Consider the following 18,798-nt stretch of genomic DNA (forward strand, 5'->3'; position numbering starts at 1 on the left):
TTTCTTGTCTGCAGTGTCTTCCCGCTTCCGAGGCGTACCGCATGGCCTTCGTTTCTTTTGCAAAGGAATGAAGCATGACCCATCAAGACCTCGCCATCCGGGCTTTCCATCCTTCCGACGAGTCGGCCATCATTGCGCTGTGGCAGGCCTGCGGCCTCACCCGGCCATGGAATGATCCGCGCAAGGACATCGCCCGCAAGCTGAGCGTGCAATCCGACCTGTTCCTGGTCGGCGAGATCGACGGCGTCATCGTCGCGACGCTCATGGGCGGCTACGACGGCCACCGCGGATGGATCAATTACCTGGCGGTGTCGCCCGCCCATCAGCGGCGCAAGTACGCCACGGCGCTGATGCGGGCGGTGGAGCGCAAGCTGCTGGAGATGGGATGCCCGAAGATCAATCTGCTGATTCGCGCCGGCAATGCCGCGGTGAAGGGCTTCTACGAAAGCCTGGGCTTTCACCAGGACGAAGTGATCAGCCTGGGAAAGCGCCTGATTCCGGATGACTGAACCCGGCGTGGACGCCGCGGCCAGGCATTCCGGCGGATGTGCCGGAAGCCCTGGCGGGCCGCGGCTTCAGATCGCCTGCGTGAGGTAGACGGCTTCGCGTCCGACGATGGGCATGCGGGTGGGCATGAAGATGGTGCAGTGATCGCACGGAGAGCGGATTTCCTCGGGGCCGTTCATGGCGATCAGCTCGCCCTTGTCGAACGTCTCGAAGCCGATGACAGGGCGCGAGAAGCGAAAGTCCTCGGACTTGACCATGTGGACCTCCAGCAGGCGGTAGCGCTGCGGCGCGGGCGGCGGCGCGGCGTCGGCCGGCTGGTCGATCAGGCCCAGGTGCGCCAGGAAGCGCAGCGTCACGTCGGTGGCCAGTTCGGCCGCGGACCGCGCGAAATGCTGGCCGCATTCGACGACCAGCGCGCCGCCGCTGTCGGACATGGGATCGCCGTGGCGGCCATAGCCCATGACGCCGGTGCCCGGGAACTTGTCCTGCGGCATGACCAGGTGCACTTGCGGGGCGCCCACGGCCGACGCCAGCGCGGTGTTGCGGTCCATCTCGTTGTAGACCCAGAAGGGCTGCACGGGCGCGCGCGTGGAATGGATGTCCAGCACGAAGTCGGCCGCATCCAGCACCGGGCGCATTTCGCGGGCTCGGCGCAATTCCGGGCTGTCTTCGGGGCCGTCCAGCATGGCGGCCGACCAGATGCGGTTCAGGTTGTGGACGAGCTGGCGGTTGTCGTAGGGCCGGTCGATATCAAAGGCCTCGTAGGCCTCGACGTGGGCGAAGCTGACAGTCAGCGTGCCGATCCTGGGCCGCACGCCGGTATCCAGCAGGTGAGTGGCGGCGACCATGCCACAGATTTCGTTGCCGTGCGTGATGGCGTTGATCAGCACGTGCGGACCGGGCTTGCCCGAGTCGAAGCGGTGCACGTACGGAATGCCGGTGTTGCCCTGGCGATAGGCAGACAGGTCGCGAGGCAGGATCTCGAGCGGAGCGGTATCGGGTTCGAAGGCGGGATTCGTCATGGGGTTCAGGGGCGGGTTGGGACGGTTGCCGGCGTGGCCGAGCAGGCTGACAGGCTGCGCCGGACATTATGGCCGCGAACGGCTGTTCGGTCTGGTTTTCATGCGCCGGTGCGTCGGTCCGCCTGGCGGTTTCGTGTGCGGCGCCTGTTCGTCGTCGCCGTTTCACCGGACGATCCCGAACTGCGTGCAAGGCCTGAAAACAGGCTCTGCGGAGGGTGTTTTTCGAATCGGCAAGATGCACTTGCACCCCCCCGTCTAGTATTGCCTAACCCCTTGAAAACATTGCTTTCCAAGCCTGTTTGTTTTTGGCATATTGCGGCCGGACGGGCAGATTTCTGGAGTGCGGCATGGGCGCGTGGCCACAGCGTCATATCGATGGTTTTCAAGTGCAATGCGAGGTCGTCAATCTGGACATCGGGGTGATGGCCATCGAAGTGACGGTTTGCCGGACCGGCAATGGCGGGTTCGAACAGCGCTGGTCGCTGCCCAGGTTCGTGACCTTCGAGGACCCCGTCACGGCAAGGCGCCACGCGGAACTTGTCCTGTCGGGCATCGTGTCGGTGGATGCATCCACCGGCGAACCGCGTTACGGCATCCTCTAAGGCCTTTCTGACACGACGAGAGCGCGGCGCCGGCCCTGGCCTGTGCTAGCTTTTGTTTCGTTTATCACATTCGTGTGCCTTCCCAGGAAGGGTTTGGCCGGTACAGTATGAGCGCACGACAACAAAAAAGGAGAGTTCCATGTTTGACACTTTTCCTGTCTTGCGCCGCACCGGCGTCGCCGCCGCGATCGGCGTCGCGGGCCTGCTGTTCGCGGGCTGCACCACCACCACCCCCAGCAAATCGTCAGCCGCGTCGACGACGGAGCAGCGCCAGTCGATGAACAGCGCGGCCAACGCCACGCTCAGCAGGCTGTATGAGGCCTCTCCCCAGTCCAAGGACCTGGTGGCGCGCGCGAAGGGCGTGCTGATTTTCCCCGACGTGCTGAGCGGCAGCTTCATCGTCGGCGCCGAGCACGGCAAGGGCGTGCTGCGGGTCGGCGGCGCGAATGCCGGCTACTACAGCACGACGGCGGGTTCGATCGGCTTCCAGGCCGGCGCCCAATCGAAGGCAATGATTCTCCTGTTCATGACGGATGAATCCCTGGCCAAGTTCCGCGCCAGCAGCGGCTGGACCGTGGGGGCGGATGCCACGGTGGCCGTCGTCAACATCGGCGCCAACGGGCGCATCGACACCAACACGGCGCAGCAGCCGATCGTGGGTTTTGTGATGAACAACGGCGGCCTGATGGCGGGCGTGTCGCTGGCGGGCACGAAGATCTCGAAGCTTGAACCTTGATCCACGCAGGCCCATGCAAAACGCCGCGGAGAGTTTCCGCGGCGTTTTTGTCTGGAGCGGGGCAGGGATGGCATGCCCCGCGCGGATTGCACCGGCCGGCTAGCCGATGACGTTGTCGCTGTTTTTGCGGACCGCGGTTTCGCGCGTGATTTCGGCTTCTTCGATTTTGGGATCCAGGCCGCGCCAGCGCACGATGCCGCCGCGCTCTTGCTCGGGCTCCCAGCCCAGCATGCCATAGCGCGTGATTTCGGTTTCGCCTGTGTCGAACTCCACTTCAAAGTAGCCCTGACGATCGGGTAGCGTGCTGCCGGGGAACCATTCGGTTTCGGGCATGGTTGTCTCCTTGCTAAGCGATGGGAGGGATGCCGGCGCCCGCGCGGGGCAAGCGCCAAGCGCTTTCATTGTGGGCTTGCGCCGGCGATCCCGCAAGGGGAGGGAAGCAGCGCCGACGCGCTACGCCAGGGGAACGGCGGTGGTGTACAGCACCTGCTTGAGCGCAAAGCTGGAGCGTATGCTGGCCACGCCCGGAATGCGCGTGATGTGTTCGACGATCAGGCGTTCGAGGGCGTCGACGTCGGGCACCAGGGCGCGGATCAGATAGTCGGCGTCGCCCGACATCAGGTAGCACTCCATGATTTCGGGCAGTACGGCGATCTCGCGTTCGAACACGTCCAGGGCGGCCTTGCGCTGCTTGTCCAGCGATATCTGGATGAACACGTTGACCTTCAGGCCGAGCTTGCGGGCGTTCAGCAGCGTGACCCGGCGGTCGATGAGGCCTTCGGTTTCCAGGCGCCGCACGCGGGCAAGGCACGGCGACGCGGACAGGTTCACGCGGGCGGCCAGTTCCACATTCGTGAGCCTGGCGTCGCGTTGAAGTTCGTTCAGGATGCGGATGTCGGTCGCATCCAAGTTGATTTCCGGCATAAGTCACCTAGGGATTGCGCATTGGCAGTTCATCTGTGCTGAGTATGCCGTGTATTCCCGAAGATTGAGGTTAAAAATGCTGGGGTTTACCCTATAGACTATTCCGTCGTTCGGTCATTTGGCCGAAGCACAGAATAATCAAGCGGTAGATCAGGCAGTAATGAATCAGCAAAGCAGCTTTCGCACGTTCTTGCCGCTGGCGGGGGCGGTGCTCATCTGGGGCGGAAATTGGCCGGTCATGAAGCTGGGCCTGGCGCACATGAGTCCGCTGTGGCTCGCCGCCAGCCGCTTCGGATCGGCTGCCCTGATCAGCCTGCTGGTGTTGGGGGCGCTGGGCCGCCTGCGGCTCCCCACGCGCCAGGAATGGCCGCTGGTGGCGGGCGTGGCGCTGCTGCAGATGGGCGCGTTCACCGCGCTGGCGTTGTGGGCCTTGCAGTACGTGGCGCCGGGCCGCGCCTCGGTCATCGCTTACGCCACATCCATCTGGGTGATCCCGCTATCGTCGCTGGTCCTGAAAGAGCGCCTGTCGGCAGGGCAATGGGTCGCGACGGCGTTGAGCTATGGCGGCATCGGCGTGATCGTGGCGCCCGCGTTCAGCCCATGGCAGTCGCATACCGTGATCGGCCTTGCGATGCTGCTGGGCGCCTCGTTCGCGTGGGCCTGCAACATCATCCAGTTGCGCGGCAACCGCCATGTGCGGCTGGGCGCGGACATGATCCCGTGGCAGACCGCGATCGCCACGATTCCGCTGGCCGCGCTGGCATGGATGCGCGACGGCGCGCCGACGTTCCTGGGCACGCCGGATGCGTGGCCCCTGATCCTCTATACCGGGCCCCTGGCCACCGCGTTGACGTTCATCGTGGTGCTGGGAATGACGCAGAAACTTCCGCCGGCGGCCACGTCCATCGCGATGCTCTGCGTGCCCGTGATCGGGCTGATCGTGTCCTCGGTGGTGTTCCATGAGCACATCTCCGCGGACCTGGCGCTGGGCCTTGCGTTGATCGGCGCAAGCGTGGCGGCTTCGGCGCTGGCCACGCGCCTGAAGCGGCCGCTGGCGCTGCGCCCTTCCTAGTGCGCTGTGGGACTGCGCACGGGAAGCTCTAGAATGGCGTGCGCCGGGAAGGGCCCGGCATGTCACGCAGGCGTTCAGCAGAGATGGATTCCTTATACATAGTGGTCGTGGTGGGCGCCATGGCCGCGGGCTTCGTGCAGGGGCTGTCGGGTTTCGGCTTCGGCATGGTGGCCATGTCGTTCTGGGCCTGGACCGTGGACCCCAGGCTGGCGGCCGCAATGGCCGTGTTCGGCGCATTGACCGGGCAACTGCTGGCGGCGTTCACCGTGCGCCGGGGATTCGCAGCCGCCCATCTGCTGCCGTTCATCGCCGGCGGGCTGCTCGGCATCCCGCTGGGCGTGAAGCTGCTGCCGCATCTTGATCCGCTGATGTTCAAGGCCTTCATCGGCGGCCTGCTCGCGGTCTGGTGCCCCATCATGCTGTTCGCGGCGCGCATCCCGCGCATCACGGTGGGAGGCAAGGTGGCCGATGGCGTGGCCGGCGCGATCGGTGGCGTCATGGGCGGACTTGGCGGCTTCACGGGCGTGATACCGACGCTGTGGTGCACCTTGCGCGGCTTTGACCGCGACGTGCAGCGCGCGGTGATCCAGAACTTCAATCTGTCGATGCTGATGGTGACGATGGTCAGCTATGTGCTGACGGGCGTGGTGACCACGGACATGCTGCCGTTGTTTGCGATGATCGTGCCCGCCATGCTGGTGCCGACGCTGTGGGGCACGCGCGTCTACGTGGGCATCAGCGACGTGGCTTTTCGCCGGGTGGTGTTGGGTTTGCTGACCGTGTCGGGCATCGCCTTGCTGGCTTCGTCGTTGCCGCGGCTGCTGGCCTAGGCGTGCGGGCGCGGGTGCGGCGGCATGCTATCGTTGAGGCATTCATAAGAGATCTACGCATGGCATTGCATCGTTTCCAGAAGGGCGAACTGGGTCATTGGCTACGCATCGTGGCGGACAATGGCGAGCCCGGCGCTGTCCAGACTGACGTGCCCGCAGAAGTGGCGACGGCGCTGCAAACCCTGCGCTGCATCGAATCCTCCGGCGCCGATGGTTCCTGGCGCATCACCGACAAGGGCAGACTTGCCCTGCGCATGGAAGAACCGGGCGCAATTCACCTGCGCTGACGGGTTTTCCGACCCCCGAATTACCGCAAGGTTGCGAATGTTTTCGCAGTATTTCGCGCGCGCCGCCTCCGCCGTATGGCGTAGGGATTTTCCTGAGACGGAATGTGCGATTTGACATCTTTCGGACGTATCCCGCCGGTCAAGGCGCCAGTAAGATGAACTTGCGTGACGTTTATGGGTCTATTCATTTGCGCGAGAAATTCTGGCTTGCGCAAACGCCACGCGTGGTTCGCGCGTTTAGGTAACCGACTGGGAGGTAGCACATGCAGCATCGTGACCAGGAAGTACTGATCGACGTTTCCACAGCGGCCATGGATACCGGCGGATATGGCGTATTGCTGACGGTAACGGCCGAGGGCGGCACCGAAGTGGATGCCGCGTTTTCCCACTTGGGCAACTGCGCTTCGTTGGACGAAGCACGTGACCGCGCGGAAGTGTTCGCGCAAAACTGGGTCGAGGAAAACATCTTCCGATAGGGCTTCGGCCCTGGACGGAGCTGATCGGCAGGACCGGTCTGTGTGTGCATGAACCAATGGCGGATACTCGAAAGATTGCGACGGCGATTTCGGTTATCGTTGCTGCTCCAAAACATGGGGCCCTTGTCGGGTATGCGTCGTTCAAAAATGACTGCCGCACAGACCAACTCCTCTCTTGCGGATAATATCCGCGCTCTGCGCGAGCATTTTGATTCGGTCGTGCTGCCCCTGTGGATCGGGCCCGGCTTCAACGACTCGCTCGGTCTTCCCTTTGAATCACTGGATTCGGCCACTGGCGCGGCGCTGCCCGCGGCGCGTTATCGCGCGATGGCTTGTGCGCGCCAGTTGTACGTGTTTGCGCAGGCGCCAGGCGTGGCCGCCGGCCAGCACGCCGACCGCCTTTTCGATTCGCTGCAGCGGGTGTTTCGCGATGACCGCGGCGGCTGGCGCTATAGCGTGGACGGGCAGGCCCGTCCGCTGGACGATACCCAGGATCTTTATACCCACGCGTTCATCGTGCTGGCGTGTGCGGCCTATTTTCAGCGCAGCCGGAATGCGTCCGCACGCAAGCTGATGCTGGCCACGGCGCGCACCATCGAGGCGCGATTCAAAACTCCGGATTCCCTGTATCACGCTGCGCTCAGCGCGGATTTTTCGCAGCCGCTGCGGCCGCCCGCCCAGAATCCCATGATGCATTTGACCGAGGCCTATCTGGCGGCGGCTCAGGTCGCCGAACCCACCTCGTTTGCGCAGCATCTGCGCGGGCTGGCGCAGGGAATCAGCCAGTTCTTCGTGCATGCGCCGACGCAATGCGTTTCCGAAGCGGTGCAGGGCAGCGCCGGAAATCGCCTTGAGCCAGGCCACCAGTTTGAATGGCTGTCGCTCGTGCATGAGTCGGCGCAGGTATTTGAAGGCCTGGACCTTGTCGAATCGCTGCCGCGCGCGGTGCAGTGGTCGCGCGCGCACGGCGTGGACGCCGCAGGGGTTATGGCATCCCTGGACGAATCAGGCCGCGTCGTCGACGATACCCGCCGGATCTGGGCGCAGACGGAATACCTGCGCGTGCTGGCCGTCGTGGGCGACCTGCCGGCGCTGGACGCCGGGCTGACCCATTTCCGCGCCCGTTTCCTGCATGCGGGCGGTTGGCATGAATGCCTGGATGCGCAGGGCGCCGTGACCCGCCATGACATGCCTTCGACGTCGCCATATCACCTGGCAACCTGTCTGGCGGCGTTACAAAACGTTGTTTTGTGATCTCGTTAACAATTTTTGTCCTTTTATGAGCATTATTTGATAGAAAAGTATTGGTGAAATCCCTTACAATTTGCTAACACTGTTTGTGGGGAAGCATCAATGAGCGTTATGTGCTTGGCTTGCCAACGCATTAATCCGGGACTTGCTGGCGTTGCGCCGCATTCGCACCTGGGGCATCAAGGATTTACCAACCCAACGCAGAAGGGTCGCGAGGAAAGCCGTGAAGACCATTTTCGTTGCCTGAATTGCGGCGCAAAATGGCTGCGTGAAACCGATAAATGGGGCGTTGACCTGGGTTTCAAGCTCGCGCCTTGATTCGATATTCACCGCGTTCGCAGGAAAATGGGCTTCCAGGATGGAAGCCCATTTTCATTTGCGGAGAACCGGATAATCCTCGTCCGGCTGCAATCAGGTTGCGGCGCCGGCCGCCATGACGTCGGGATCGCGGCTGGCCGTGTCCAGCAGCCACTGGCGGAAACAGGCCAGCGCGTAGTGGTCGCGGCGTTGCGCCGGCGCGCACAGGTGATAGCCGCGGGCGATGCGGATGGGCAGGTCGGGAAAGGGCGCGGCGACCCTGCCCGCCAGCAGTTCGTCCCGCACCAGGCAGCGCTGCAGGACGGCGATGCCCATGTCGGCCATGACCGCGCGGATCAGGATCGACACCTGGTCGAATCCATTGGACAGCGCGACGGTGTCGCGCGGCACGCCTGCGGCGGTGAGCCACTGCGCCCAGTTATCCATGCCGTTGGTGTGGTAGAGCAAGGGTTCGCCCAGCAGGCCGTGAGGCGTGGTCCATCGTCCCTGCGCCTGGCGTTTCGCCAGGCGGTCCGGGTGGCAGATCACGACCATCTCGCGGCCGATCACGTAGTCCGCCTGCCAGCCGGGCCATTGGTCGGGCGTGCCGGACAGGATGCTGGCGTCGGGTGTGGCGCCGGAGAAGTCCTCGTTGCGGCGGTAGGCCGCAAAGCCCAGCTGGATGTCCGGATGGCGCTGATGGAAGTCGGGCAGCCGCGGCACCAGCCAGGCGCTGGCCAGCGTGGGCACCGTGGACAGGGTCAGGCGAAGCCGCCGGTCGTCGGCACGCAGTCCGGCGCTGAGGGTTTCAATGGCCTGCAGTGGCGCCTGGGCGCCGTCAAGCAGCTTGCGGCCGGTTTCGGTCAGGGTCAGCCCGTGGGCATTGCGATGCATGAGGGGCTGGCCGAAGTGCGCCTCCAGCCGGGCGATGGCGCGGCTGATGGCGCCCTGGGTGACGCACAGCACCTCGGCCGCCTGGGTGAAGCTGCCCAGCCGCGCGGCGGTCACGAAAGCGTGCAGCTCTGACATGGAGGGCGAGTGCAGGCGCATTCAGCATGACCTTTGGTAATGAAGGAGTGCAATATAGTCGTTTGAAAGGGAACCGTAAAGTTTGGACACTGGCGGCCTTGTCGATAGACCATCCACCATCGGAGTCCCCTTCATGTCCCGCCGCCTTTTCGGCCGCTCCGCGCGCTTCGCGCTTGCCGGCATGTTCGCAACGCTGTCCTTTGCCGGCATCGCGCATGCCGCCGACTATCCTGCGCGCCCCATCAAGCTGGTGGTGCCGTTCGCCGCGGGCGGCTCGACCGACATCGTGGCGCGCCTGGTGGCGGAGTATGCCGGCCGCGACCTGAAGCAGACCATCGTGGTCGAGAACAAGGCCGGCGCGGGCGGTTCGCTCGGCATGGAGCAGGTGGCGCGCGCCACGCCCGACGGCTACACGATCGGCATGGCGACGATGAGCACGCACGGCTCCAACCCGGCGGTGTTCCGCAAGATGAACTACGACCCGGTCAAGGACTTCGCGCCCGTGGCCAATGTGCTGGCCGTGCCCAGCATCTTCGCGATCAATCCGAAGGTTCCGGCCAAGAACATGGCCGAATTCGTCGCGCTGGCCAAGGGCGCGCCGGAGCGCTACAGCTTCGCCTCGCCCGGCGTGGGTTCGCTGGGCCACGTGAACATCGAGAACTTCATGATGCTGTCCGGCATCAAGCTGCTGCACGTGCCGTACCGCGGCGCGGGTCCGGCCTTGAATGACGTCATGGGCGGGCAGGTGGACGCGATCACCGACAACCTGTCGTCGACGCTGCCGCAGGTGCTTGGCGGCAAGCTTCGTCCGCTGGCCGTGCTGGGCGCCGAGCGTTCGCCCTTGCTGCCCGACGTGCCGACCTACATCGAACTGGGTTATCCCGACATGGGCACCGGCGGCTGGTTCGGCCTGGTGGCGCCGGCCGGCACCCCGCCGGCTGTGGTGGACCGGTTGAACAAGGCGGTCCGCGCCGCCATGGAAGATCCGGAATTCCGCAAGAAGGCCGAAGAGGTGGGTGGTACGCTGATGCCCACGACGCCGCAAGAATTCAAGGCGCAGATCGACCAGGCGCTGGCCCGCTACGCCAAAGTGGCCAAGACCGCCAACATCCAGGCTGACTGACGATGACGACCGCCGACTTTCCCGCTGTTTCCGTGCATGAGCCCTCCGGCCCGGCCTTGCCCCTGGTCTGTGATTCGCCGCATAGCGGCGAGCGCTATCCCGAGGACTTCGGCGCCGCCGCGACGCTGGCGCAATTGCGCCAGGGCGAGGACACGCATGTGGACGCGTTGTGGTCGGCGGCCCCCGCATTGGGCGCCACCCTGATCGCGGCGAATTTCCCGCGCGTGTACATCGATCCGAACCGCACTCTGCAAGACCTGGATCCGGAGCTGCTGGCCGAGCCGTGGCCCGAGCCGCTGAATCCCGGCGAAAAGACGCGCCTGGGCAAGGGCCTGATCTGGCGCAGGATGGACAGGTCCACGCCGATCTACGACCGCAAGCTGACGCTGGCGCAGGTGCGGCACCGCATCCAGGCCTACTACCAGCCGTACCATGCGGCGCTGTCGCATGCGATCCGGCAGGTGGAGCAGCGCTTTGGCGCGGTCTGGCACCTGAACCTGCATTCCATGCCCAACGACGCCTACGACCGGCTGGGCGTGCGCAGCGAACATCCGCTGGCGGATTTCGTGCTGGGCGATCGCGATGGCACGACCTGCGAGCCGGAGTTCATCGCGCTGATCGAGACGGCGCTGCGCGGCAAGGGATACACCGTGGCGCGCAACGACCCCTACAAAGGCGTGCAGCTGATCGCGCAGATCGGCCAGCCCGCCTTGAACCGGCACAGCCTGCAGGTGGAGATCCGCCGCCCGCTGTACATGGACGAGGCGACGCGCGAACGCAATGCCGGCTTCGAGTCCCTGCGTGCGGATCTGGCGCATGTGCTGGAGCAGGTGGCGGCCTATGTGCGCGCCCGCATGAACGCCATTTCGTCGACAAAATAGAATCGCCTGCATATCCGCGTTTGCATCGTTGCGCGAGGCGGTCCGGGCATTGATGCGGATCAATGCCTGGATGGCCGCTTGCGCTTAAGTTTTCGTGCGCTGGGCCGTTGTCGATCATATCGGCGCGCGTCCCATTCGAACGCGCGCATAGGAAACCGGAATGCCTGAGAAGATCATCAACGGATTTTCAGTGGTCGCATATGCGACGCAGCCTGAGGGGCGCATCCCCCCGCGGGCGTTTCTCGAGACGAGACGCCTGCCCGTGAAGGCAGAGGCGGCGCAGGATGCTGCTGCCGATAACGCGCAAGAGGCTGAGCAGGAACCCGAAAGCCAGGCGTTCGAGATCTTCCTCTCCCGGCGTTTTCGCAGCACGATCGAAGCCATGTCGGCGGCGCGCAACGCGCTGGACCGCGTCAAGTCCGTGGACGCGGACGGCGTGCCCGACCCGCTGCCGGAGTAACGCGCAACGGACGGCGCGCAAGCGTCCTGGAGTAGTCGCGGGGAAGCAGGCTCCGGACGGAACCTGCGGTGTCGCGCTGTTGAACCAGATCGGGAAGTTGCTCCAACTCGACACGCAGACCCCGCCCCGCATCGGCTTGTTAACGCCTGCCGCGTTCAGAACGCCCAGCGCAAATTAACCGAAGCCGTCTGGTCCCGATTGCCTCCGCCAAACTGCCCGGCATAAGCGAGCCCCAGCGTTGCGGTACGCGAGATCTGGGCGTCCAAGCCCGCCTCCACCAGAGCCGCGTCTTGCGCGATGGGTGCGCCCGTTACGGTAAAGGATTCGCCGGCATTGAACGCCAGCCGGCTTTCAGGCCGCAGGTCGCCGAAGGCGTGGCGCCAGCTCAGGCCGCCGGACACGGCGCCCGCCAGGGTGCCCAGGGTCACTTGCTGGGCGGCACGCAGGCCCAGCGTGGTGGTGGTGATGTTGTTGCGGGTCGAGTCGCCCGACAGCGCGGCGCTGCCGCCGGCTTCGCTGAAACCGCGCGTGCGCTGGCCGGCCCAGGCAAGGCCGGCATAGGGCTCAAGCGTGAGGCCGCGTGCGGCCGCGAAGGCGTAGCCCACTTCGGTGAACAGCTGCGTGGTGTTGCCGCCGTAGTTCGAATCCAGGGTTTGATTCAGGCCGCCGGCGTCGATGCGGCGTTCGGTGGCAATGTCGTGCCAGGTGTACGACGCGCCTGCCATCACGTTGAGCTTGCCTGCGCCCAGCGCGATGGCTTTGCCGCCATAGAGCACGGCGCTGTAGCTCGACACATCGGCCTTGCTGGCCAGGTCGTCGACGCGCTGCTTCGAGTCGGTGTAGCCCAGCGCGCCGCCCAGACGCCAGCCATTGCCCACACCGTGGTCGGCGCCCACGAACACGCCGCCAGTGTGTTGCCGCAAGGCCGACGTATCGCCGGTGGCGCCGATGCGCTGCCAGTTGCCGACGATCTGGGCCCAGGCCGGACGGGCGAGGGACGAGGGCAGGGCCGCTGCCGAGGGCGTCGCGTCGCTGGCGCCCGCGGCAGCCGTGGGCGCGCCCGGCGCGAAGCCGGCATTCAGATTGCCGCGCAACTGGTTGAGCGGCACGTTGCGCACGGTGGACGACAGATTCGACAGGCCCGAACTCACACCCGCATGCATCTCGCCGGACAGGCCGGCGAAAAAGTCTTGCGGCGCGCCTTGCGGCAGGCCGATGGCGGCATCGTAGACGGCGTGGCCGGCGCCCAGGGTTTCGGCGGCGTCCGCGACCGCCCGGGCGTTGCCGCCGTTGACCAGGTCGGCAAAGCGGATCTTGGCGGGCGGGGCCGGCGGGGTGCTGGGCGACGTGACGGGCGGGGCTTCTGGCGTGACGGGCGGCGTGACCGGCGAGGGCGCGCGCGTGAGCATCAGGGTCACGTCGCGGTCGTCAGCGGAGTAGCTGAGCGTGGGCGTCAGGTAGGCAAGGTTGCTGGTGACGCCGGTGAACCGGGTGCCCGTCAAGGTGCCGTCGGCGTGGAGAATGACCTGGCTGAAAGTTTCGCTGTAGGCGCCCTGGGCCGCCTGAACGTCGACCCTGGCCTGGTTGACCACGGCGTTGCCCGTGACGTTGAGGCGGTCGAAGGCGGCTGGCGTGGCGCGGACGCGAAACACGCCACCCGAGCCGAGCGATACCGAGCCGTCGATGGCCGCCGTCGCCGCGCTGCCGCTGCCAATCTGCAACCGGTTGTCGGCGCCGTTGAAGATCACGTTGCCGGTGGTGGTCGACGTCGGATGCAGTGTGAGGGTATTGCCTTGGCCATTGATCAGTACTGCTTCGCGCCGGGTGAGGCTGCTGTTGTCCAACCCGCCTGCTATGGTGCCGGCCTGGATGATGCTGCCGAGATTGCCGCTCACGAGTACGCCATTGCCACCGAGGCCCGGGGCGCCGCCACCGAGGCCGGCGTTGCCGCCATGAATGGTGCCCGTGTTGGTGACGGCGGCGCCGTTGCTGGTCACGATCAGGCCGGCGCCGCCGGAACCGCTGGTTCCCAGGGCAAACGTCAGATTTGCGTTATCGAACAACATGCTCGGTGCACCGCCGCCGCCGCCCCAGATGATGCCGCTATTGGCGAAGACCATATTGGCGCCTGTCAATTCGGCACCGGTACCGCCATCTCCTCCCCGAACCGACGCCGCGAATCCCGCGCCGTTGGGCGAGCCAATATGCCAGTCGATGCTTCCCGCCGCGCCGCCGCCGCCGCCGACGATCACGCCGGCATTGGAACTGGGCACGCTTTGGGAAAAGGTCGCGCCTTTGCCGCCGTGACCGCCCAGGGCCACCGCGCTCGGGTTGTTGAGGATGGTTAGCGACCCGGCGCCCCCGCCCCCGCCGCCGATTCTTATGTCGCCTGCCCCAAGGCTGACGAGTCCAGCCTCGCCGCTCTCGGCGCCATTGGTGCCTGAGCTGGACGTATCGAGCATGGACACGCCGTTTAGCCCGGCAGAGCCATTATTCGTACCTGCAGTGGGGATATTGCCCAGGGAGCCGCCATTGCCGAGGCCGGCGGACCCTGCGTAAGAAGCCCCTCCATCGAACCCTCCTCCCAAGCCAGCGGCGAAGCTCGTCAACGGAAGCAGGGTCAAGGCGGCTGCGAGCAGCGTAAGTTTGAATCCGGTCGGGTGCGATGGGGTCATTGTGAGCAGGGGTTAGGGGGTTAACGGCGGGAACGTCAATCCTTGTCGCGGCTGTCACTGCGTACGGAAAAAGTGTCAGGCCAGGGCAAAGGCGGCAAGCGGTCCGCGACAGGGGGCAGTACAGGTAACGGAATGTGATCGTCACTTCTTAATTGCAACGAACCACATAATTTTTCCGGGACGACGGTTCCGCCAAGCACTGGTTCGCGGCGCTCACCGAATCCGCTTCCAACGGAACGACGGCGCACATCGTGTCGCCGTCAGGTCAGGGTGCTGCGCATCAGGATTTCGGTCAGGGCGCGCGTGGGCTTGTTGGGCGCCGGGGCCGAGATGACGATGAATTCCACCTGGGGCAGGGCGGGCAGGAGCGCCGCGCCAGCAGGCGCGGCCAGCCCCGCCGTGGACAGGTGCGACGGCTGCACGGTGATGCCCAGGCCGGCGCGGGCGGCGGCCTGGCAGCCCGCGTAGCTGGTGCTGGTGCAGACGATCTGCCAGCTGCGACCGGCCCGCGCCAGCGCGTCGAGCGCCAGGGTGCGGGTCACGCTGGGCTCGCGCAGCAGGATGAGCGGCAGGGGCTCGTCGGGCACGATGCGCAGCCCTTCCTTGGCCCGCCACAGCAGGGCCTCTTTGTGCAGGGTCTGGCCGCGCCGGTCGCCGCGGCGGCGCTTGCCGATCATCACGTCCAGCCTGTCGTCCTCCAGCAGTTTGTAGAGATCGCTGGTGACGCCGATGGTCAGGTCCAGCTCGACTTCGGGATGGGCCAGCCGGAACGCGGCCAGGACGTCGGGCAACGGACCCATCGCCAGATCGTCGGAAGTGCCCAGCCGGATGCGTCCGCGCAGGCGCGGCGCGTCGAACAGGCGTTCGGCCTTTTCGTGGGCGGCGAGGATGATTTCCGCATGCACCAGCAGGCTGCGGCCGTCGCTGGTCAGCGCCAGGGAATGCGTGTCGCGTTGGAACAGGCGCCGGTTAACGGCCTGTTCCAGCTGCCGGATGTGTTCGCTGACGGTCGGCTGGGTCAGGCCGAGCCGTCGGGCCGCTTCGGTGAAGCTGGGCGCGGCGGCGGCCGCGGCGAAGGTCTTGAGCCACAAGGGGTTGAGCATGGCGGACAGCAGTCATAGGATATTCCGATGACAGTTAAAGTACTCAGTGGCCTTCACGATGGCAAGGGGCGCGCCTATAGTTTGCGCAAATCCTTGGAACTTCCCTTGCCATGCGCCGCTTCCTGCCTGACCAATTCACGCTCATCCTGATTGCCACCGTCGTCTTCGCCAGTTTCTTTCCGGCGGTGGGCAAGGGCGCCACGTTCATGATGGTGGCCAGCAACGTGGCCATTTCGCTGCTGTTCTTCCTGCACGGGGCGCGGCTGTCCACGGACGCCATCGTGGCGGGCGTGAAGGATGTGCGGCTGCACGCGCTGATCCTGGCCTGCACCTTCCTGCTGTTCCCGGCGTTGGGCCTGGGCCTGCGCGCGCTGTTTCCGAATCTGTTGACGCCGTCGCTGTGGCTGGGCGTGCTGTTCGTCTGCACGCTGTCGTCCACGGTGCAGTCGTCGATCGCGTTCACGTCGATGGCGCGCGGCAACGTGCCGGGCGCGATCTGCGCGGCGACCGCGTCGAACCTGCTGGGCACGGTGCTGACGCCGCTGCTGGTGGCGGTGCTGCTGCATCGCCAGGGCGGCGGGCATGGCCTGGCCGATGCCGGCCGCATCCTGCTGCAGCTGCTGCTGCCGTTCGCGGTGGGCAGCCTGCTGCGGCCGTGGATCGGCGCCTGGGCGCAACGCAATAGCCGCACGTTGTCGAAAGTCGACCGCAGTTCCATCCTGCTGGCGGTCTACACCGCGTTCAGCGAAGCCGTCGCGCAGGGCATCTGGCACGCCTTTCCGGCGATCGATCTGGCCACGATGGTGCTGGTGAACGCCTTGCTGCTGGGGTCGGTGCTGCTGATCACGACCTGGGGCAGCCGCAAGCTGGGGCTGTCCAAGGAGAACGAGATCACCCTGGTGTTCTGCGGCTCGAAGAAGTCCCTGGCGTCGGGCATTCCGCTGGCCACGGTGCTGTTCGGCACCGCGCAGATGGGCGTGGTGGTGCTGCCGCTGATGATCTTCCACCAGATGCAGCTGATGGTGTGCGCGGTGCTGGCGCGCCGCTATGCGGAACGCGGGGAACCGGCCGAAGCGGTGCCGGCCAGGGCGTAGGCCCGCGGGGCCGGCGGACTCAGCCGGCCGCTTCCAGCGGACGGATCTTGCCCGCGGGTTGCCAATACACGCTGCCGTCGCGTTCATCCACCGCCAGGGCGGTGAGGCGCCCGTTCTTACAGGGGCCGCCCACGCACAGCCCGGTGTCGGGCTGGTAGGTGGCGCCGTGGCGCGCGCACATGATCAGGTCGCCCGCGCGGGTGAAGAAGCTGCCTTCCCAGTCGAGTTCGACGCCCACGTGGGCGCAGCGGTTCAGGTAGCCGTGCACGCGGTCCTGGTAGCGCACGAAGAAGGCGGTGGTCTGGCCGGCGCCGTCGGCCACGGGCACTTTCACGCCAAGCCCCCCATTGACGAGATCGGCCGTGGCGCAGACGCGCACTTCGGGTAAAGAAGAGTCCTGCATGGGAAGCCTGCAAATCAAAGAGGGGATGTTCGGACAGGGGGCAAGGCTTGTCAATCCGCCGGCGCGGCCCGGGCGCTTTCCTGCTGGCGCGCCCACATGCCGGCGTAGATGCCGCCCTGGGCCAGCAGCGCCGGATGGCGACCGCGCTCGACGATGCGGCCGTCGGCCAGCACGATGATCTCGTCGGCGTCGGCCACGGTGGACAGGCGGTGGGCGATGATCAGCGTGCTGCGGCCCTGGCTGACTTCGCGCAGGTTGGCCTGGATCTCGCGTTCGGTGTGGGTGTCCAGGGCGCTGGTGGCCTCGTCGAACAGGAAGATGGCCGGGTTCTTGAGGATGGTGCGGGCGATGGCCACGCGCTGCTTTTCTCCGCCCGACAGTTTCAGGCCGCGCTCGCCCACCATGGTCTGGTAGCCGTCGGGCATGGTCAGGATCAGGTCGTGGATGTGGGCCAGCCGGGCCGCGGCCTCGATCTCGGCATCGCCGGCGCCGGGGCGGCCGTAGCCGATGTTGTAGCGGATGGTGTCGTTGAACAGCACCGTATCCTGGGGAACGACGCCGATCGCGGCCCGCACGCTGGCTTGCGTCACGTCGCGCACGTCCTGTCCGTCGATCAGGATCGCGCCGCCGTCGGCGTCATAGAAGCGGAACAGCAGCCGGGCGATCGTCGACTTGCCGGCGCCAGACGTGCCCACCACGGCCAGGGTCTTGCCGGCCGGTATGGCGAAGCTCACGCCCTTCAGGATGGGGCGGCGCGCGTCATAGCCGAAATGCACGTCGCGGAACTCGACCTGGCCGCCCGCCACCCGCAGCGGCTGCGCGTCCGGGCGGTCCGCCACCTCGCGGTCCTGGCCCAGCAGTTCGAACATGCGTTCCATGTCGATGAGGGCCTGCTTGATCTCGCGGTAGATGAAGCCGAAGAAGCTGAGCGGGGTGTAGAGCTGCAGCAGGTAGGTGTTCACCAGGACGAAGTCGCCCAGCGTGTAGCGGCCCTCGGCGATGCCGGTGGCGGCCATCCACATCACCAGCGTCAGTCCGACCGAGATGATGGCGGCCTGGCCGATGTTCAGGATCGACAGGCTGACCTGGCTGCGCACGGCGGCGCGCTCGTAGCGCATCAGGGACGCGTCGTAGCGCCGGGCTTCGTGCTCTTCGTTGCCGAAGTACTTGACGGTCTCGTAGTTCAGCAGGCTTTCGATGGCCTTGGTGTTGGCCTCGGAGTCGGTTTCGTTCATCTGGCGCCGGAACCGGGTGCGCCATTCCGTGACCACGAGGGTGTAGGCGATGTAGAGCGTGACGGTGGCGCCGGTGGCCAGCGCCAGCCAGCCGTCGAACATTTTCCACAGCACGATGCAGACCAGGCCGATCTCGAAGAAGGTCGGCAGGATGTTGAAGAGCAGGAACGACAGCAGGGTCTGGATGCCCTTGGTGCCGCGTTCGATGGCGCGGTTCAGGCCGCCGGTCTGGCGCGCCAGGTGAAAGCGCAGGGCCAGGGAGTGCAAGTGGCGGAATATCTGCAGCCCGACCGCGCGGATCGCATGTTGGCCGACGCGCGCGAAGATGGCGTCGCGCAGTTCCGAGAACAGCAGCGACAGCACGCGCGCGGCGCCGTAGGCCAGGATCAGCCCCAGCGGCACCGTCACGGCGCCGGGCGCGCCCTTGCCCAGTTCGTCGATGGCCTGTTTGTACAGCAGGGGCACGTAGACCGTGGCCGCCTTCGCCGCGAACAGGCACAGCAGCGCCGCCACGACCCGCGCCTTCAGGCCGGTCTTGCCGGGCGGCCAGAGGTAGGGGAACAGGGTGCGAAGGGCGGAAAGGCCGCCGCCCTTGCCGGGCCGCGCGTCGGGAGAATTCATGGTCGGATGCCGTGGTTGAGGCTGGCCTGCGCCGGAGGCTGTAGGCCGTTTGGACGGCATTATCGGGCACCAGCGGTACTATTTGAGGGATAACCCCTGGGATGGACCGATCTTTGACCGGGGGCCAGTGTAGGTATTGCGGCACGGGCGCAGCGCGTCGGGCCCGTTTT

At 65.9% G+C, this 18,798-nt stretch carries 21 protein-coding genes; 13 read left to right on the top strand and 8 right to left on the bottom strand.

From position 1 onward, the window contains the following. Positions 1–74 precede the first annotated feature (74 nt). Positions 75–509, top strand: a complete 435-nt coding sequence (locus tag ABE485_RS12410; protein ID WP_346515598.1) for a GNAT family acetyltransferase — start codon at positions 75–77, stop codon at positions 507–509. A gap of 66 nt (positions 510–575) precedes the next feature. Here the strand turns inward: ABE485_RS12410 and ABE485_RS12415 are convergent, their stop codons facing one another. Next, entirely contained in the window at positions 576–1,529 is a 954-nt protein-coding gene (locus ABE485_RS12415) for a succinylglutamate desuccinylase/aspartoacylase domain-containing protein (RefSeq protein ID WP_346515599.1), read from the bottom strand. Positions 1,530–1,876: 347 nt separating this feature from the next. On the opposite strand from ABE485_RS12415, the gene ABE485_RS12420 reads away from it, so the two are divergent. Both ABE485_RS12420 and ABE485_RS12425 read left to right on the top strand, forming a co-directional pair. After that, a complete protein-coding gene (locus tag ABE485_RS12420; protein ID WP_346515600.1) occupies positions 1,877–2,131 on the top strand; it encodes a hypothetical protein in 255 nt (84 codons plus the stop codon). Positions 2,132–2,270: 139 nt separating this feature from the next. Next, a complete protein-coding gene (locus ABE485_RS12425) occupies positions 2,271–2,867 on the top strand; it encodes a BPSL1445 family SYLF domain-containing lipoprotein (RefSeq protein ID WP_346515601.1) in 597 nt (198 codons plus the stop codon). 99 nt (positions 2,868–2,966) lie between these two features. Here ABE485_RS12425 and ABE485_RS12430 read toward each other — a convergent pair whose 3' ends face one another. Further along, positions 2,967–3,200: a hypothetical protein gene (locus ABE485_RS12430; RefSeq protein ID WP_346515602.1), complete on the bottom strand. Its 234-nt coding sequence runs from the start codon at positions 3,198–3,200 to the stop codon at positions 2,967–2,969. A 120-nt stretch (positions 3,201–3,320) separates the two neighbouring features. Then, entirely contained in the window at positions 3,321–3,791 is a 471-nt protein-coding gene (locus tag ABE485_RS12435; protein WP_006226939.1) for an Lrp/AsnC family transcriptional regulator, read from the bottom strand. A 160-nt stretch (positions 3,792–3,951) separates the two neighbouring features. Between ABE485_RS12435 and ABE485_RS12440 the strand changes: the two genes are divergently transcribed. The 6 genes from ABE485_RS12440 to ABE485_RS12465 all read left to right on the top strand — a co-directional run bounded on the left by ABE485_RS12440 (position 3,952) and on the right by ABE485_RS12465 (position 8,025). Beyond that, positions 3,952–4,863 carry a DMT family transporter gene (locus ABE485_RS12440; RefSeq protein WP_346515603.1) on the top strand — a complete coding sequence of 304 codons (912 nt, stop codon included), beginning with the start codon at positions 3,952–3,954 and terminating at the stop codon, positions 4,861–4,863. 83 nt (positions 4,864–4,946) lie between these two features. Then, positions 4,947–5,693, top strand: a complete 747-nt coding sequence (locus ABE485_RS12445; protein WP_346515604.1) for a sulfite exporter TauE/SafE family protein — start codon at positions 4,947–4,949, stop codon at positions 5,691–5,693. Between the two features lie 59 nt (positions 5,694–5,752). Continuing rightward, a complete protein-coding gene (locus ABE485_RS12450; RefSeq protein WP_346515605.1) occupies positions 5,753–5,980 on the top strand; it encodes a hypothetical protein in 228 nt (75 codons plus the stop codon). A gap of 263 nt (positions 5,981–6,243) precedes the next feature. Further along, complete coding sequence (locus ABE485_RS12455) at positions 6,244–6,456, top strand: hypothetical protein (protein ID WP_008159938.1); 213 nt, start codon at positions 6,244–6,246, stop codon at positions 6,454–6,456. 147 nt (positions 6,457–6,603) lie between these two features. Beyond that, a complete protein-coding gene (locus tag ABE485_RS12460; protein WP_346515626.1) occupies positions 6,604–7,710 on the top strand; it encodes an AGE family epimerase/isomerase in 1,107 nt (368 codons plus the stop codon). Positions 7,711–7,809: 99 nt separating this feature from the next. Then, positions 7,810–8,025 carry a hypothetical protein gene (locus ABE485_RS12465; RefSeq protein WP_006388022.1) on the top strand — a complete coding sequence of 72 codons (216 nt, stop codon included), beginning with the start codon at positions 7,810–7,812 and terminating at the stop codon, positions 8,023–8,025. Between the two features lie 93 nt (positions 8,026–8,118). On the opposite strand, the gene ABE485_RS12470 is transcribed toward ABE485_RS12465, so the two are convergent. After that, entirely contained in the window at positions 8,119–9,054 is a 936-nt protein-coding gene (locus ABE485_RS12470; protein WP_346515606.1) for a LysR substrate-binding domain-containing protein, read from the bottom strand. Between the two features lie 112 nt (positions 9,055–9,166). Here ABE485_RS12470 and ABE485_RS12475 point away from each other — a divergent pair, with 112 nt between their 5' ends. The 3 genes from ABE485_RS12475 (at position 9,167) to ABE485_RS12485 (ending at position 11,497) form a co-directional block, all read left to right on the top strand. Next, the gene (locus ABE485_RS12475) at positions 9,167–10,156 is read left to right on the top strand and encodes a Bug family tripartite tricarboxylate transporter substrate binding protein (protein ID WP_346515607.1); all 990 of its coding nucleotides are present in this window, start codon (positions 9,167–9,169) and stop codon (positions 10,154–10,156) included. A gap of 2 nt (positions 10,157–10,158) precedes the next feature. Beyond that, positions 10,159–11,037, top strand: a complete 879-nt coding sequence (locus tag ABE485_RS12480) for an N-formylglutamate amidohydrolase (protein WP_346515608.1) — start codon at positions 10,159–10,161, stop codon at positions 11,035–11,037. A 160-nt stretch (positions 11,038–11,197) separates the two neighbouring features. After that, entirely contained in the window at positions 11,198–11,497 is a 300-nt protein-coding gene (locus ABE485_RS12485) for a hypothetical protein (RefSeq protein WP_346515609.1), read from the top strand. A gap of 155 nt (positions 11,498–11,652) precedes the next feature. Here ABE485_RS12485 and ABE485_RS12490 read toward each other — a convergent pair whose 3' ends face one another. Together ABE485_RS12490 and ABE485_RS12495 are read right to left on the bottom strand one after the other, a co-directional pair. Then, positions 11,653–13,959: an autotransporter outer membrane beta-barrel domain-containing protein gene (locus ABE485_RS12490; RefSeq protein WP_346515610.1), complete on the bottom strand. Its 2,307-nt coding sequence runs from the start codon at positions 13,957–13,959 to the stop codon at positions 11,653–11,655. Between the two features lie 473 nt (positions 13,960–14,432). Then, on the bottom strand, positions 14,433–15,275 hold the full coding sequence (locus tag ABE485_RS12495; RefSeq protein ID WP_346515611.1) for a LysR family transcriptional regulator: 843 nt from the start codon (positions 15,273–15,275) through the stop codon (positions 14,433–14,435). A 110-nt stretch (positions 15,276–15,385) separates the two neighbouring features. On the opposite strand from ABE485_RS12495, the gene ABE485_RS12500 reads away from it, so the two are divergent. Further along, positions 15,386–16,369, top strand: coding sequence for a bile acid:sodium symporter family protein (locus tag ABE485_RS12500; protein WP_346515612.1), 984 nt, complete (start codon positions 15,386–15,388; stop codon positions 16,367–16,369). 19 nt (positions 16,370–16,388) lie between these two features. Here the strand turns inward: ABE485_RS12500 and ABE485_RS12505 are convergent, their stop codons facing one another. Further along, positions 16,389–16,772, bottom strand: coding sequence for a Rieske (2Fe-2S) protein (locus ABE485_RS12505; protein ID WP_346515613.1), 384 nt, complete (start codon positions 16,770–16,772; stop codon positions 16,389–16,391). Positions 16,773–16,822: 50 nt separating this feature from the next. Further along, positions 16,823–18,628 (bottom strand): ABCB family ABC transporter ATP-binding protein/permease, encoded by a 1,806-nt coding sequence (locus tag ABE485_RS12510; protein ID WP_346515614.1) that lies wholly within the window; start codon positions 18,626–18,628, stop codon positions 16,823–16,825. Between the last annotated feature and the right edge of the window lie 170 nt (positions 18,629–18,798).

The organism is Achromobacter spanius, assembly GCF_039673305.1.
Taxonomy (GTDB): Bacteria; Pseudomonadota; Gammaproteobacteria; order Burkholderiales; family Burkholderiaceae_B; genus Achromobacter; species Achromobacter spanius_F.